This is a genomic window from Ruegeria sp. BI12 (genome assembly GCF_056537985.1).
In genome coordinates, this window is record NZ_JBQFSL010000002.1 from 1,049,441 (window position 1) to 1,063,805 (window position 14,365).

At 56.3% G+C, this 14,365-nt stretch carries 12 protein-coding genes; 7 read left to right on the forward strand and 5 right to left on the reverse strand.

What is annotated here, in order from left to right; translation table 11 throughout:
• Positions 1 to 3: 3 nt before the first annotated feature.
• Both bhcC and bhcD read left to right on the forward strand, forming a co-directional pair.
• Positions 4 to 1,167, forward strand: a complete 1,164-nt coding sequence (gene bhcC, locus ACR0AK_RS17895) for a 3-hydroxy-D-aspartate aldolase BhcC (protein ID WP_480794354.1) — start codon at positions 4 to 6, stop codon at positions 1,165 to 1,167.
• 116 nt (positions 1,168 to 1,283) lie between these two features.
• Positions 1,284 to 2,249, forward strand: coding sequence for an iminosuccinate reductase BhcD (bhcD, locus tag ACR0AK_RS17900; protein ID WP_480794355.1), 966 nt, complete (start codon positions 1,284 to 1,286; stop codon positions 2,247 to 2,249).
• Between the two features lie 156 nt (positions 2,250 to 2,405).
• Here bhcD and ACR0AK_RS17905 read toward each other — a convergent pair whose 3' ends face one another.
• From ACR0AK_RS17905 to puuE, 3 genes are read right to left on the reverse strand one after another with little or no spacing between them, the layout of a single operon-like run.
• Positions 2,406 to 3,830 (reverse strand): uracil-xanthine permease family protein, encoded by a 1,425-nt coding sequence (locus tag ACR0AK_RS17905; protein ID WP_170560565.1) that lies wholly within the window; start codon positions 3,828 to 3,830, stop codon positions 2,406 to 2,408.
• 53 nt (positions 3,831 to 3,883) lie between these two features.
• Positions 3,884 to 4,369, reverse strand: coding sequence for an ureidoglycolate lyase (locus ACR0AK_RS17910; protein WP_480794356.1), 486 nt, complete (start codon positions 4,367 to 4,369; stop codon positions 3,884 to 3,886).
• A complete protein-coding gene (gene puuE / locus ACR0AK_RS17915; protein WP_480794357.1) occupies positions 4,366 to 5,778 on the reverse strand; it encodes an allantoinase PuuE in 1,413 nt (470 codons plus the stop codon). Before puuE ends, ACR0AK_RS17910 begins: the two co-directional genes overlap by 4 nt.
• Positions 5,779 to 5,924: 146 nt before the next feature.
• Between puuE and uraH the strand changes: the two genes are divergently transcribed.
• Complete coding sequence (uraH, locus tag ACR0AK_RS17920; protein ID WP_480794358.1) at positions 5,925 to 6,278, forward strand: hydroxyisourate hydrolase; 354 nt, start codon at positions 5,925 to 5,927, stop codon at positions 6,276 to 6,278.
• A 5-nt stretch (positions 6,279 to 6,283) separates the two neighbouring features.
• On the opposite strand, the gene ACR0AK_RS17925 is transcribed toward uraH, so the two are convergent.
• The gene (locus ACR0AK_RS17925) at positions 6,284 to 7,204 is read right to left on the reverse strand and encodes a LysR family transcriptional regulator (protein ID WP_480794359.1); all 921 of its coding nucleotides are present in this window, start codon (positions 7,202 to 7,204) and stop codon (positions 6,284 to 6,286) included.
• Positions 7,205 to 7,305: 101 nt separating this feature from the next.
• Between ACR0AK_RS17925 and ACR0AK_RS17930 the strand changes: the two genes are divergently transcribed.
• Entirely contained in the window at positions 7,306 to 8,538 is a 1,233-nt protein-coding gene (locus ACR0AK_RS17930) for a urate hydroxylase PuuD (protein ID WP_170560569.1), read from the forward strand.
• 65 nt (positions 8,539 to 8,603) lie between these two features.
• Here the strand turns inward: ACR0AK_RS17930 and ACR0AK_RS17935 are convergent, their stop codons facing one another.
• Complete coding sequence (locus ACR0AK_RS17935) at positions 8,604 to 9,506, reverse strand: LysR family transcriptional regulator (protein WP_170560570.1); 903 nt, start codon at positions 9,504 to 9,506, stop codon at positions 8,604 to 8,606.
• A gap of 155 nt (positions 9,507 to 9,661) precedes the next feature.
• Between ACR0AK_RS17935 and xdhA the strand changes: the two genes are divergently transcribed.
• Genes xdhA through xdhC form a run of 3 tightly spaced genes read left to right on the forward strand, consistent with a single transcriptional unit; the run spans position 9,662 to position 14,341 of the window.
• The gene (gene xdhA, locus ACR0AK_RS17940) at positions 9,662 to 11,125 is read left to right on the forward strand and encodes a xanthine dehydrogenase small subunit (RefSeq protein ID WP_480794360.1); all 1,464 of its coding nucleotides are present in this window, start codon (positions 9,662 to 9,664) and stop codon (positions 11,123 to 11,125) included.
• Positions 11,126 to 11,140: 15 nt separating this feature from the next.
• Positions 11,141 to 13,459, forward strand: a complete 2,319-nt coding sequence (xdhB, locus tag ACR0AK_RS17945) for a xanthine dehydrogenase molybdopterin binding subunit (protein WP_480794361.1) — start codon at positions 11,141 to 11,143, stop codon at positions 13,457 to 13,459.
• 3 nt (positions 13,460 to 13,462) lie between these two features.
• Positions 13,463 to 14,341 (forward strand): xanthine dehydrogenase accessory protein XdhC, encoded by an 879-nt coding sequence (xdhC, locus tag ACR0AK_RS17950; protein ID WP_480794362.1) that lies wholly within the window; start codon positions 13,463 to 13,465, stop codon positions 14,339 to 14,341.
• Positions 14,342 to 14,365: the final 24 nt, after the last annotated feature.

The following is a 14,365-nucleotide window of genomic DNA, read 5'->3' on the forward strand; positions in this document are numbered from 1 at the left end:
GAAATGAAAGATATGACCAATCTCGACAATTTCGAAGTAGGCTATGACATTCCGGCCAAGCCCGGAATGGATGAAGCAGATATCCAGACCCCTAGCCTGGTGCTGGATCTCGATGCGCTTGAGCGCAACATCAAGAAGATGGGCGATTATGCCAAGGCCCACGGCATGCGTCACCGCGTGCACGGGAAAATGCACAAGTCGGTAGACGTGGCCAAACTGCAGGAGAAACTCGGCGGTGCTGTCGGAGTCTGCTGTCAGAAGGTTTCCGAGGCCGAAGTTTTCGTTCGCGGCGGCATCAAGGACGTTCTGGTTTCGAACCAGGTGCGCGACCCGGCCAAAATCGACCGACTGGCCAGCCTGCCAAAGCTGGGAAGCCGCATCATCGTTTGTGTCGATGATCTGGACAACGTCGCGGATCTTTCGGGAGCGGCCGTCGATCACGGAACTCAACTGGAGATCTTCATCGAAATCGACTGCGGTGCTGGTCGGTGCGGCGTCACTACAACGCCTGAAGTGATCGAAATTGCCAAAGCGGTTGAAGCTGCCGAAAACCTGAAATTCGCAGGCATCCAAGCCTATCAGGGCGCAATGCAGCACCTCGACACCTATGAGGCGCGCAAGGAGAAGCTCGACACCGCAATCGCGATGGTGAAAGACGCCGTAGAGGGCCTCAAGGCAGAAGGCATTGAGTGCGAACTGGTCTCGGGCGGCGGCACTGGTTCCTACTACTTCGAGTCCAACTCGGGTGTGTACAACGAGCTGCAGTGCGGGTCTTACGCTTTCATGGATGCTGATTACGGCCGTATTCTGGACAAGGACGGCAATCGGATTGATCAGGGCGAGTGGGAAAACGCTTTCTTCATCCTGACCAGCGTCATGAGCCATGCCAAGGCAGACAAAGCCATCGTCGATGCAGGTCTCAAGGCCCAGTCCGTCGACAGTGGACTACCGGTTGTCTTTGGCCGCGACGATGTCGAGTACATCAAGTGCTCGGACGAACATGGCGTCGTCATGGACCCGAACGGTGCACTCAAGGTTAACGACAAGCTCAAGCTGGTGCCGGGGCACTGCGACCCGACCGCAAACGTACACGATTGGTATGTCGGCGTTCGCAACGGCAAGGTCGAAGCCGTCTGGCCCGTGTCTGCCCGCGGCCGCGCCTATTGAACCGAGCAAATTCAAGGCAAGAAAATCTGGCTCGAATGTAGCCTGATAGCCGCCCGTGTGCCTTCCCTCCCTTCGGGAAAAGCACGCGGGCGCACGAATTCTGAGTGGAGAAAAATATGCTGATCGTACCCGAGCGCGAGATCGCTGACCTGATGACCCGCCAAGCGGCGTTTGACGCCGTCGAAAAGGTCTTTGCTGCAATGGCGTCTGGCGACGCCTACAACTTCCCCGTCGTGCGCGAAGCCATCGGGCATGAAGATGCTTTGTATGGTTTCAAAGGTGGGTTTGACCGCGCCGGCCTGACACTTGGCCTGAAGGCGGGCGGCTACTGGCCAAACAATCTGGAAAAACGCGGGCTGATCAACCACCAGTCCACGGTGTTTCTTTTCGACCCCGACACGGGGAAGCCTTCGGCGATGGTTGGCGGCAACCTTCTAACGGCCCTGCGTACCGCCGCCGCGTCTTCGGTATCGATCAAACACCTCGCCCGTGCCGACGCCACGGTCATCGGTATGATCGGCGCAGGACACCAGGCAGCCTTTCAGCTCCGCGCGGCGCTGGAACAACGGAAGTTTGAAAAGGTCATAGGCTGGAATTACCACCCCGAGATGCTGCCGAATATCGAGAAAGTGGCGAATGAAGCCGGTGTTCCATTTGAAGCCGTCGAGCTTGAGGGCATGTCCGAGGCAGACGTGATCATCTCGATCACCTCGGCATTCGCGCCATCGCTGATGGCAGAACATGTCAGCCCCGGAACTCATGTCGCCTGTATGGGAACGGATACCACAGGCAAGCAAGAGGTGGAGGCAGCTCTGTTGGTCAAAGCGGCGGTGTTTACCGACGAAGTCGCTCAATCTGTTACCATCGGTGAGGCACAGCACGCTGTTGCGCAAGGCCTGATCAAAGAAAGCGATGTTGCCCAGCTTGGCACGGTCATCAACGGCACAAACCCGGGTCGGACATCGGGCGATCAGATCACCCTGTTCGACGGTACGGGGGTAGGTCTTCAGGATCTCGCAGTCGCTGCATCTGTCGTTGATCTTGCCGTTCAAAAAGGGATCGCAATAAAGGTCGATTTTTAACGGAGAACAGTGACAACCCAGCCTGTTTCGAACCGATACGTACGGCTGCAGATTAAACCCCGGCGAAAAAGTTCTGTAACAAAAAGAAGCGGCGCGCAAAAGCGCGCCGCTTTGAATTTTTTGCAGCGGCCCCTGCGAGGGACCGGCCACGTTTCATCAGACGTGATCGTCTTTTCCAATGGAGCCGAGGCCATGTCCTGCCATACCGCCTGAAACCTCTTCCGTGGCTTCGTCAGAAAGCTCTTCGGGAAGCACCAAGTTCAGGATAATGGCGATGACCGCAGCAGGTAGAATACCCGAAGTCGCCAGGACTTTAAATGTACCGGGCAGATACTGAAGAGCACCGGGTTCCAGCTGTAATCCCAACCCAAGGCTCAAGGAAATCGCAAAGATCACCATGTTGCGGCGGTTCCAGTTCACGTCCGACAGCATCGAAACACCTGCCGCAACCACCATTCCAAACATAACGATGACACCGCCGCCGAGAACCTCGATCGGGATCGACGAAATGATTGCGCCAATTTTTGGAACCAGCCCGCAAACAATAAGAAAGATTGCTCCGATGGTAACGACCATACGGCTCATGACCCCGGTCATAGCAATCAATCCAACATTCTGACTGAACGACGTATTTGGCAAAGCACCAAAAAGGCCAGAGATCGCGGTGCCGATACCATCAGCATAGGTCGCTCCTTCAATCTCCTTGTCCGTTGCCTCGCGTCCGGCACCGCCTTTGGTGATACCTGACACATCGCCGACAGTTTCAACCGCAGAGACAAAGGACATCGCACAGAAACCGATGATGGCGGCGACCGAGAATTCAATTCCGAAGTGCAGCGGGTTCGGCAAGGCGAACGAGGCTGCACGACCAACGTTGCCCAGGTTGACCTGACCCAAAGCAAAGGCCACTGCGTAGCCGACCAACAAGCCAATCAGAACGGCCGACACCGACAGCATCCCCCGCGCAAAGAACTTCAGACCAAGGGTTACGACGATCACGATTCCCGCCATGAACCAGTTCAGACCAGAGCCGTATTCCTCAGTTCCTATCGCAGGTACTCCGCCGGCAGCGTACTGAACGCCCACTTTTACCAACGCCAAACCGATCATTGTCACCACAAGACCTGTAACCAGCGGCGGAAGCGCAAAGCGAATACGGCCTATGAACAGCCCGAGGAAAGCATGGAATAAACCACCGACGACAACACCGCCCATCAAAACAGCAATGGCATCGACGCCTTTTCCCACCACGAGTGGAATCATGATCGGGATGAAGGCAAACGAAGTTCCCTGCACGATAGGCAGCCGGGCACCAACGGGGCCCACACCAATGGATTGAAACAGCGTGGCGACGCCTGCAAAGAACATCGACATCTGAATCATGTAGATCATTTGCGGAAAATCGGGACTGTTTGAACCGAACCCGAACCCGGCTGCGCCACATACGATAATGGCCGGCGTTACGTTGGACACGAACATCGCCAGCACATGCTGAATTCCCAGTGGCACCGCCTTTACCAGCGGCGGATTGTAGTTCGGATCGCGGAGTTGTTCCGGCGTTCCGATGGATGCATCTGACATTTGGTCTTTCCTCCCTTGAGATACGTTGTCGGCTCCTCTTCCGGAAACGCACCTCATTCCGTGATTGCAAAAGCCTCCTCGAACCAATGCTCTTCGAGGTTGGGCCCGGCTCCAATTCGGTCGACCACCGCAAAAAGTCCGGGCGCATGAAGTGGGGTCAACACGCCATGCCAAGTGTTGCGATGATAGTTCACGCCCTGGCCGGGCGCTGTTTTGAATGCGATTGGCTGCCCCGGAGTTCCATCTTCGTCTGGGGCCACAACGACAACAAAGGGCTTTTCCGACAATGGCAAAAACGCCTGGCTGCCATCTGGATGGCGTTCAACCATTTCTAATTTGATCGGCAGGCTGAACGCCTCTGACTGGAACACGCTGATTCCGGCGCGCCCTTCATGAAAATCCAGCGACGCACGGTCGTGATACCGCGCGCACTTGCCCTGGTTGATGAATTTATCCGCTTGCCCTGCCACTTCGATGACATCGCCAAACGGTGCAAATGCCGCGGACGTCAATGGTTGGAGTTTCAGAGGGGTCGTCATTCTGAAAACTTCTCAATCAGGCGCAGTTCGGCAATCCGCTCAACCTGCCGGCAGGCTTCGGCAAATTCAGTTTCGCGATCGCTGTCAATTCGGCGATGGAACGCGTCCAGAATGCTCGCTTTCGTATTGTCCTTAACGGCAATGATAAAAGGGAAACCAAATTTGGTTGTGTAGGCCTCATTCAATGCCGTGAACGTCGCGCGTTCTTCGTCGGTCAACATATCCAGACCGGCACCGGCTTGTTCCGCCGTGCTTTCCTTTGTCAGGCGACCAGCAGAGGCAAGCTTTCCTGCCAGATCCGGGTGCGCTGTCAGAACTCCAAGACGTTGCTCGGAGGTGGCTGTACGGAACACCCGCGCCAGCGCATTGTGGACACCGGCGGCATTGTCATGGGTCGGCCCCAGCTCTAAGTTATATGCCCCTTCGGCAATCCACGGGCTGTGCTCAAACATTCCGCCAAATTCAGACACAAAAGTTGACTGGTCCATTTCAGACGGGGTCATTCGTTGCTTCGGCGGGTGCTCTTTTGCCCAGTGATCAGCGATCTGCTCGCGCGTGGCAAACCAGACACCGTCATGTTTCTTGAAGTAGTCCAGCGCACGTTTCAAAGCCATGGCGCGGCCTGGGCGACCAATCAAACGGCAGTGCAGTCCAATTGAAAGCATTTTCGGCGCGCCGGCTTCGCCCTCGGCATAGAGCATGTCAAAGCTATCTTTCAGATAGCTTTCGAACTGTTCGCCGTTTGTGTATCCGGCTTGGATCGCAAAACGCATATCGTTGCAATCCATCGTGTAGGGCATAATCAGTTGATCTTTACCCGCTGCTTTGACCCAAAACGGCAGATCGTCCGAATAGCTGTCGGCTATATAGGCAAAGTCACCTTCCTCAGCGGCCAGATCGACCGTATTCATCGAACAACGGCCTGTGTACCAACCACGCGGCGGCTGGCCTGTAACCTCAGCGTGCAGCCGAATTGCTTCTCGGATCTGGGCGCGCTCTTCTTCCGCGTCCATATCCTTGTGTTCAATCCACTTCAGGCCATGACTGGCGATCTCCCAACCGGCATGCTTCATCGCCGCGACCTGCGCCGGTGCCCGGGCCAATGCTGTGGCAACGCCATAAACAGTTACTGGCAAATCCTGTAAAAGGTGATGCACGCGCCAAAATCCGGCGCGGCTGCCATATTCGTAAATCGACTCCATATTCCAGTGCCTTTGCCCTAACCATGGGGCAGCACCGGTGATCTCCGACAAGAACGCCTCAGACGCGGCATCGCCGTGCAAGACATTGTTTTCGCCGCCTTCCTCATAATTCAGCACAATCTGAACCGCGATCTTGGCCTCGTTGGGCCAGTTGGCTTTTGGAACTTGCCCACCGTAGCCGGTCATGTCTCGTGGATAGCGCGTCACATCAATTTCCTTTTTCTTCTTTTGATCAATACCCCAGATAATCTGAGATGTTTTTCAAAAAATTCAGAAAGCAGCTTCGATTAGACTGCCTTTGCCCCTTGGGAAGAAAACAGATTAGTAATCGTATAACTTAAGGAGTAGCGCAAATGACCGGTTACCTTACAACCCATGTTCTGGATACGGCACGGGGGTGCCCCGCCGAAGGGCTAAAAATCGAGCTATTTCGCATCGTAGGCGCAAACCGCACGTTGCTGAAAACTCTTGTCACCAACGACGATGGCCGAACCAACGAACAGATTCTGCCCGAGGCCGAGTTTTCAACAGGCGAATACGAATTGATCTTCTATGCGGGTGAATACCTTGATGCCTCCGGCACCCCGCCGGAGAGCCCGCGTTTTCTCGACGTCGTCCCGATCCGTTTCGGCATGTCCGAGCATTCGCATTACCACGTGCCGTTGCTTCTTTCGCCATTCGGGTACTCGACCTACCGCGGCAGCTGAGCGACCTATCGGGACGTATTTGTTGCGGCAATCGAAGATCCAATGCGCTCTATTATGAACTCCATGAAAAGCCGCGTTTTGGGGTCTTGCATACGGCGGTGCGTAAAGAGACACGCCATTTGAATCGGTTCCGGCGGGGTTTTTTCCGCGACCGGGACCAGATTTCCGGCCTTAAGATGCTGGGCAATCTCAAATATCGGTTTCAACGCAATACCATGACCGGCAAGCGCCCAATCCGTCAGCACATCACCGTCATCTGACTCGTAACGACCAGAGACACGGAATCGTTTTGGTCCCGTATCGGTTCGCAAAAGCCATTGAAATTCGGTCGCACCTGGAAAACGCAAATTGAGACACTCATGCTGATCGGCGATAATTTCATCGCCGCTTTCAGGCAATCCATGTTTTTTGATGTATTTCGGAGAAGCACAAAGCACTCTTTCAACATCAGCAATCTTGCGAATACGCAAATTGCTGTCCTCTGGCTGACCAAGAAAGAACGCAAGATCCAGACCTTCAGTGGTCAGATCAACCTTCCGGTCCGTCAGCCTCAACCTGACATTGACCTCAGGATACTCAGCGAGAAACTTTGGCACTTGCGGCGCTATTAATCGTCGTCCAACACCCAATGGCGCTGCGACGTACAGTGACCCTTTCAAGTTCTCCGTAATGTTGACGATCTGAGCTTCGGCACTTTCGACCGCTTCAAGTATCTCTGCCGCCCCACGGTAAAATGACTTTCCCTGCTCAGTCGGCGTTAGGCTGCGGGTCGTGCGCTGAAACAAGCGCACGCCAAGATGCTCTTCCAGCTGCGATATTCGTGCCGAGGTTACGGCCGGTGAAACCCGAAGGTCCCGGCCTGCGGCGGACATACTGCCCAATTCGTAGACCCGGACAAAAGTTCTGATGTTATCAAGGTAGGACATTTTTTTGCATTTTTTGATACTGCTTGGTCTTTACCGGCAATACCAGAATAAATCAGTCTCGCATAGAGTACTCGGAACTAAAGAATCTTAGGAGCTAAGCCATGTATGACCTGGCCGTAATTTGGGAGTGGATCGCCTTTTCCGTCCGCTGGCTGCATGTGATCACAGCGATGGCGTGGATTGGTGCGTCATTCTACTTTATCGCGCTTGACCTCATGCTGAAGCCGAACCCCGCCCTGCCAGATGGGGCGTACGGCGAAGAATGGGAAGTACATGGGGGCGGGTTTTATCATACCGTCAAATATCTGGTGGCCCCTGCTCGGATGCCCGAGCATCTGACCTGGCACAAGTGGCAGAGTTATACGACGTGGCTTTCGGGTGCGGCGTTGCTCATGATCATCTACTGGGTAGGTGGTGAGCTGTTCCTTCTGGATCCGACCAAGGTGGATCTGGCGCTGTGGCAGGGGATCCTGATCTCTGGCGGATCGCTGACCATCGGCTGGCTGCTTTATGACCAGATGTGTAAATCGAAGTTGAGCGATCATCCGACCGTACTGATGCTGCTTTTGTTCGTGATCCTGGTGATCATGTCCTGGGGCTATAACCAAGTCTTCACGGGCCGTGCCGCGCTTTTGCATCTTGGTGCCTTCACCGCGACAATCATGACGGCCAACGTCTTCTTTCAGATCATGCCGAACCAGCGGATCGTAGTCGAAGATCTCAAGGCCGGACGTACGCCGGACGCCAAGTACGGGAAGATCGCCAAGGTACGCTCTACACATAACAACTACCTGACTTTGCCGGTCGTCTTCCTGATGCTGTCGAACCATTATCCGCTGGCCTTCGGCACCGAGTATTCGTGGATCATCGCCAGCCTGATCTTTCTGACAGGCGTGACTATCCGGCACTATTTCAACACGATGCATGCAACCGGGAAGGGCCCACACTGGACTTGGGGTGTCACGGTCCTACTGATGGTCATCATCGCCTGGCTGTCTTCGGTCAGAAGTGGTGAAACATGGGAAGATGCCGAAGCGCGCGAACTGACGCCATATGAGCAGAAATATGCGTCAGCTGCGGGGTTTGACGAAGCCTACGACACGGTTCTGGGCAATTGTTCAATGTGCCACGCACGCGAGCCGGTCTACGGCACAATGAAATGGGCACCAAAGAACGTTTACTTGGAAACGCCGGGTGACGTGGCCCGCCAGGCTGACCAAATCTATTTGCAGGCCGGCATCAGCCACGCAATGCCGCCGCCATCGGCGGTTCAAATGGATGACGAGGCGCGCCAGAAAATCATCGCGTGGGTGCGCGAAGTTCGGGATCAATAGACGCCTTTCATCAAAGATCTGACAGATAACTGGGTTCTCTCGCCCAGTTTTTTTGTGTCTACGCGTTACGCGAAAAATCTTCTGCTGTGTTTCGCCACATGCTCAACAAACAGACGTACTTTCGGATCCTGAAGCTTTTTGTGAGGATACAGACACCCGAAAATCGTTGCCAACGGCGGCGTCTCGGGTAGGACTTCGACTAACCGGCCATCCTCAAGATACTCCCGCACATCAAAGCGCGGCTTGTTGACGACCCCCTTTCCGGCCAAGGCCCAATCCGTCAGCACATCACCGTCGTCCGCATCATACTTGCCGCGAACCTCAAGCTTTCGTGGCCCCATGTCGGTACGAAGCGTCCAAAAGTATTCCGGCGACCTTGGATAACGCAACAAGAGGCAGTTGTGCGGTGTGTGCAACAAGTCATCGGGTGTGATGGGCACACCAAATTTGGATAAGTACTCGGGAGAAGCGCACAGAACACGATCACAATCCGCAAACTTCCGCAGTTTCATCGTAGAATCACCAGGCTCTCCAATAAAAAATGCGATATCCAGACCGTCGGCCAAGATATCCACCTTTCGGTCGGACAAGCGCATGCGAATCTCGATTTCTGGATAGAGATCCGAGAATTCCGGAACCAGCGGTGCAACGATTCTTCGCCCGACCCCAAGCGGCGCGGTGATGCGGATCGCGCCTCGCGGGGCGTCCGAAAAGCTGGCGACACGCGCTTCGGCATGGTCGAGCGCCAACAGAACGGCCTTGGCCTCATCATAAAACACGGTTCCAACTTCGGTCGGTGTCATCGAACGGGTTGTTCTGTTGAAAAGTCGTACGCCCAGATGGTTTTCCAGCTCTTTCAACCGTTTGCTGGCGACGGCCGGCGTCAACCGCAGATCGCGCCCACCGGACGTGATGCTCCCGAGCTCCATTACTCTGACAAAGACCCGCAGGCTTTCGATGTAAGACATTCATTCCTCCCGATGAAAAGAGATTGCGTCATGGGGCAGTCTTTTTCAACGTTCTGTTGAAAGTATTTGCCGTTTGCGGCGATTTTCCGACTCAATCTTTGCTTTTATGGTTTCCTCGACCACCCACCGGAAGGCAGGGGCAGAGGGAGAATTCCATGACGCATCGCACTGACATCCAATTTATCCTCAATGGTAAGGATGTATCGGTACCAGACGTATCAGCAGATCAAACACTTCTGGATTTTCTGCGGCTGGAGCGTCGCCTGACAGGTACGAAGGAAGGTTGCGCCGAAGGTGACTGCGGGGCTTGCACCGTACTCGTCGGACGGCTTGGTGACGCCGGTCTGGTATACATGCCGGTGAATGCGTGCATCCGATTTCTTGCTTCTGTCGACGGGTGTCATGTCGTAACAGTCGAACACCTGGCCGGCCCTGATGGTCGTTTGCACCCGGTTCAGCAGGCGATGATTGATCACCACGGCAGCCAGTGCGGGTTCTGCACTCCGGGCTTCGTCATGGCGCTTTATGCACTATGGATGCAAACACCTGAGCCGACCGAGGCGCAGGTCGAAACCGCGCTGCAAGGCAACCTGTGCCGCTGCACCGGGTATGAACCAATCATCCGCGCCGCTGTGGCCGTCAGCCGCTATGGCACACCTGCATCAGATCACCTGAACACCGAACGTGAAACCATGACCGCGCGTCTGGCGGGCCTTAAGGACGGGCGACGCGTCGTCTCCGGTCCAGTGGACAGCCTCAGCATTATTCCGTGCAGTGTTGATGATCTTGCCGAATGTCTGCAAACCTATCCCAAAGCCACAATCGTAGCCGGAGCCACCGATGTCGGCCTTTGGGTCACCAAATTCCTGCGCAACATTGGACCTGCGATATTCACCGGTCATCTTGAAGATCTGAAAACAGTCGAAAGACAGGGTTCGCTCCTCCTGATTGGTGCTGGCGCCAGCTACACCGATTGCCAAGAACTCCTGTCTGTACACCTGCCACACCTGTCCTCCTACTGGGATCGCATCGCAGGGTGGCAGGTGCGGAACATGGGAACTGTTGGCGGGAATATCGCCAACGGCTCTCCTATCGGCGACACGCCACCGGTTCTTATTGCGCTTGGAGCGGAAATCACGCTGCGGCGCGGCACCGAAAGCCGGACGCTGCCATTGGCTGACTTCTTCATCGACTACGGCAAACAGGACCGCCAACACGATGAGTTTGTCGAAAGTATCCGTGTGCCGCTGCCTGGGCCCGACGATCTGAATGCAGCCTACAAAATCTCAAAGCGTCGTGATGAGGACATCTCCTCCGTGGCCGCTGGTCTCCACATGACGGTTGCAGACGGTAAAATCACCAATGCGCGCATCGCATTCGGCGGCATGGCTGCCACGCCTAAGCGCGCCACTACTGCCGAAGCAGCGTTGAACGGTCAACTTTGGACGCACGAAACCTTTGAAGCGGCCGCCGAGGCGCTGGCACAGGACTTCTCGCCTCTGACCGATTGGCGTGCCTCGTCTGACTACCGAATGCTGACCGCCCAAAACCTGTTGCGTCGGTTCTTCCTCGAACATGACACGCAGACAGACACCCCAGTTCAACTGGCTTGTGCCTAATCAGGAGCGGCGAAAATGAAAGATAACGTTTCCATCATTGGATCGGCCCACGCCAACGTCAAACACGACAGTGCGATCAAGCACGTCACCGGGCAAGCCGATTACACCGACGACATTGCATTACCGGAAGGTGCGCTGCATGCCTATCTCGGCGTCTCTGACGTCGCTCATGCCAAGCTCTTGGGCATCGATTTCACCGAAGTCCTGGCCGCGCCGGGGGTCGTCGGTGTGCTGACCGCAGATGACGTGCCGGGGGCTAATGATATCAGCCCGACGCATCTGAACGATGAGCCGGTATTTCCAACCGACGCGATTCAATTTCATGGGCAGCCATTGTTCGCCGTAGTTGCCGAAACCCGCGACATCGCACGCCGCGCAGCGGAGCTGGCAAAAATCGAATATGAGACCCTGCCTCATGCGCTGGACCCGATTGCCGCGCAGGAAGCTGGATATCCACATGTCACGGCGCCCCTCAAGTTGGAACGCGGCGACGTCGCGCCAGCTCAGGCGGCGGCTCCGAACCGGATCAAAGGCCGGATGAGTGTTGGCGGTCAGGACCATATGTACCTCGAAGGACATATCGCATTTGCGATACCGGGCGAAGACGATGACGTGATCGTGCATTGTTCGACGCAGCACCCGTCCGAGGCTCAGCACATGGTGGCCCATGTTCTTGGGGTGCCGTCCAATGCCGTTGTGGTCAATGTGCGCCGCATGGGCGGCGGATTTGGCGGCAAAGAAAGCCAGATGAACCTCTTCTGCGCTGTTGCCGCCATGGCTGCCAAAAAATGGAACCGCGCCGTGAAAATCCGCCCTGACCGGGATCAGGACATGACGGCCACCGGCAAACGCCATGACTTCGTAATCGACTATGATGTTGCCTTTGACAACTCTGGCCGTATTCAGGCGGTCGAAGGCAGCTTCGCCGCGCGCTGCGGGTTCTCGGCCGATCTTTCGGGGCCCGTTACGGACCGGGCACTTTTCCACGCGGACAACGCCTATTTCTATCCGAATGTGCGTCTGAACAGCCGTCCCATGAAAACCAACACGGTGTCGAATACTGCATTCCGTGGATTTGGCGGGCCGCAGGGGGTGATCGCGGCAGAGCGGATGATCGAAGAAATTGCCTATGCCACCGGGCAGGACCCGCTGGATGTGCGCAAGGTAAACTTCTATGGCACCGAAGACCGCAACGTGACCCCGTACCATCAGGAGGTCGAAGACAGCATTCTCGACCGGCTGATCGGAGAGCTGGAAGAGACGTCCGAGTATCGCCAGCGTCGGCAGGACATCATCGAGTTCAACAAGACCTCGCCGATCCTGAAAAAGGGGATTGCGCTGACACCGGTCAAGTTCGGCATTTCCTTTACCGCAACTTGGTACAATCAGGCGGGCGCACTGGTGCATGTCTACAATGACGGCTCGATCCACCTGAACCACGGCGGCACCGAAATGGGCCAAGGCCTCAACACCAAGGTCGCGCAGGTCGTGGCCGAGGCCTTCCAGGTTGACTTCAGCCGGATCAAGATCACCAAAACAACCACCGAGAAAGTTCCGAACACTTCGGCCACTGCGGCCTCAAGCGGGACCGATCTGAACGGCATGGCCGCGTTGAATGCGGTGGAACAGATCAAAGAGCGTCTGGTGAAGTTCGCAGCCGAGAACTGGAACGTTGCTCCAGAGGAAGTGGCCTTTCACGCTAACCAGGTGTTCATCGGACAAGAGGTTCTGCCCTTCGATGCATTCATCAAGCAGGCCTATCTGGCGCGTGTACAGCTGTCGGCAGCCGGGTTCTACAAAACCCCCAAAATCCACTGGGACCGGGCCAAGGGTCAGGGGCGACCTTTCTATTACTACGCCTATGGCGCGTCGTGCTCGGAAGTGACGATCGACACCCTGACAGGTGAGTACCGCGTCGAACGTACAGATGTGCTGCACGACGTCGGGCGCTCGCTGAATCCTGTCCTCGACAAGGGTCAGGTAGAAGGCGCCTTTATTCAGGGCATGGGATGGCTGACCACCGAAGAGCTTTGGTGGGACGATGCTGGCCGTCTGCGCACCCATGCTCCGTCGACATACAAAATCCCGCTCGCATCAGACCGCCCGCGCATCTTCAATGTGAATCTCGCCGACTGGTCGGAAAACCGCGAGCTCACCATCAAACGGTCTAAGGCTGTTGGTGAACCGCCGTTCATGCTGGGCATTTCGGTGTTTGAAGCGCTGTCGATGGCCGTGGCCTCTGTCGCCGATTACCGCGAATGCCCGCGCCTTGACGCGCCCGCCACGCCCGAACGTGTGCTGATGGCTGTTGCAAGACTGCAAGAAAGGCACTGAGCCGTGACTGCCCCCGGTTCCCTGAGCAAATTTCTGTCCGCACGGCACAGCGTGGTCCGCGTTGCGCTGACCCGCGTGCGCGGGTCGTCGCCGCGCAACGAAGGGACCGAGATGTTCGTGGCACCAGGGGCGTTGTGGGGAACCATCGGCGGTGGCCAGCTTGAGTTCATGGCCATCAACGCCGCGCGGGACATGCTGCGCGATGGTGTGTTGCATCAGGATCTGGATGTGCCGCTTGGTCCGGAAATCGGACAATGCTGCGGTGGGCGGGTCGAATTGAAACTGACCCGCATGCGCGCGTCCGACAAATGGGCCGCAACTGAACGTGCCGCCCAGCGCGAAGAGGCATTGCCCCATGTCTATGTCATGGGCGCGGGCCACGTCGGACGCGCTTTGGCCATTCAGCTTCAGCACCTGCCGGTGCGCTGCATCCTTGTCGACACCCGACCCGAAGAGATCGAACTCTGCACGGCAAGTGTCGAAACCCGGGTCAGCGCGATCCCGGAATCCGATGTTTGGGGCGCGCCTGCTGGCAGTGCCTTTATTGTTCTGACGCACGATCACGGGCTGGATTTCCTGCTGACATCAGCAGCATTGGAGCGTCAAGACGCCGCGTATGTGGGGATGATCGGGTCTGCCACCAAGCGGGTAAAACTCCGGAACTGGGCGCACAAACATTGTGACGGACAGTCTATCGAACATTTGAAATGCCCCATCGGGGCTAGCGGTAGCCGCGACAAGCGGCCCAGCGTCATTGCCACCTTCGTGGTGGCCGAAGTGATGGCTGAATTGACCTCTGAAACTGCCGCGACCGCCCCGACCGGGGCAAACCAGGCGCCCCTGCAGGGCCACTATCACGACCGGAAAGGGAGATCGGCCTGACGTCTGTCGGGCCATTCCGGTTAC

What these genes read in the sequence shown, in the direction of transcription:
- ACR0AK_RS17925 (WP_480794359.1), bottom strand. Translation starts at nt 7,204, where the DNA reads ATGTCCTACCTTGATAACATCAGAACTTTTGTCCGGGTCTACGAATTG.
- ACR0AK_RS17905 (WP_170560565.1), bottom strand. Translation starts at nt 3,830, where the DNA reads ATGTCAGATGCATCCATCGGAACGCCGGAACAACTCCGCGATCCGAAC.
- uraH (WP_480794358.1), top strand. Translation starts at nt 5,925, where the DNA reads ATGACCGGTTACCTTACAACCCATGTTCTGGATACGGCACGGGGGTGC.
- xdhA (WP_480794360.1), top strand. Translation starts at nt 9,662, where the DNA reads ATGACGCATCGCACTGACATCCAATTTATCCTCAATGGTAAGGATGTA.
- bhcD (WP_480794355.1), top strand. Translation starts at nt 1,284, where the DNA reads ATGCTGATCGTACCCGAGCGCGAGATCGCTGACCTGATGACCCGCCAA.
- ACR0AK_RS17910 (WP_480794356.1), bottom strand. Translation starts at nt 4,369, where the DNA reads ATGACGACCCCTCTGAAACTCCAACCATTGACGTCCGCGGCATTTGCA.
- xdhB (WP_480794361.1), top strand. Translation starts at nt 11,141, where the DNA reads ATGAAAGATAACGTTTCCATCATTGGATCGGCCCACGCCAACGTCAAA.
- bhcC (WP_480794354.1), top strand. Translation starts at nt 4, where the DNA reads ATGAAAGATATGACCAATCTCGACAATTTCGAAGTAGGCTATGACATT.
- ACR0AK_RS17930 (WP_170560569.1), top strand. Translation starts at nt 7,306, where the DNA reads ATGTATGACCTGGCCGTAATTTGGGAGTGGATCGCCTTTTCCGTCCGC.
- ACR0AK_RS17935 (WP_170560570.1), bottom strand. Translation starts at nt 9,506, where the DNA reads ATGTCTTACATCGAAAGCCTGCGGGTCTTTGTCAGAGTAATGGAGCTC.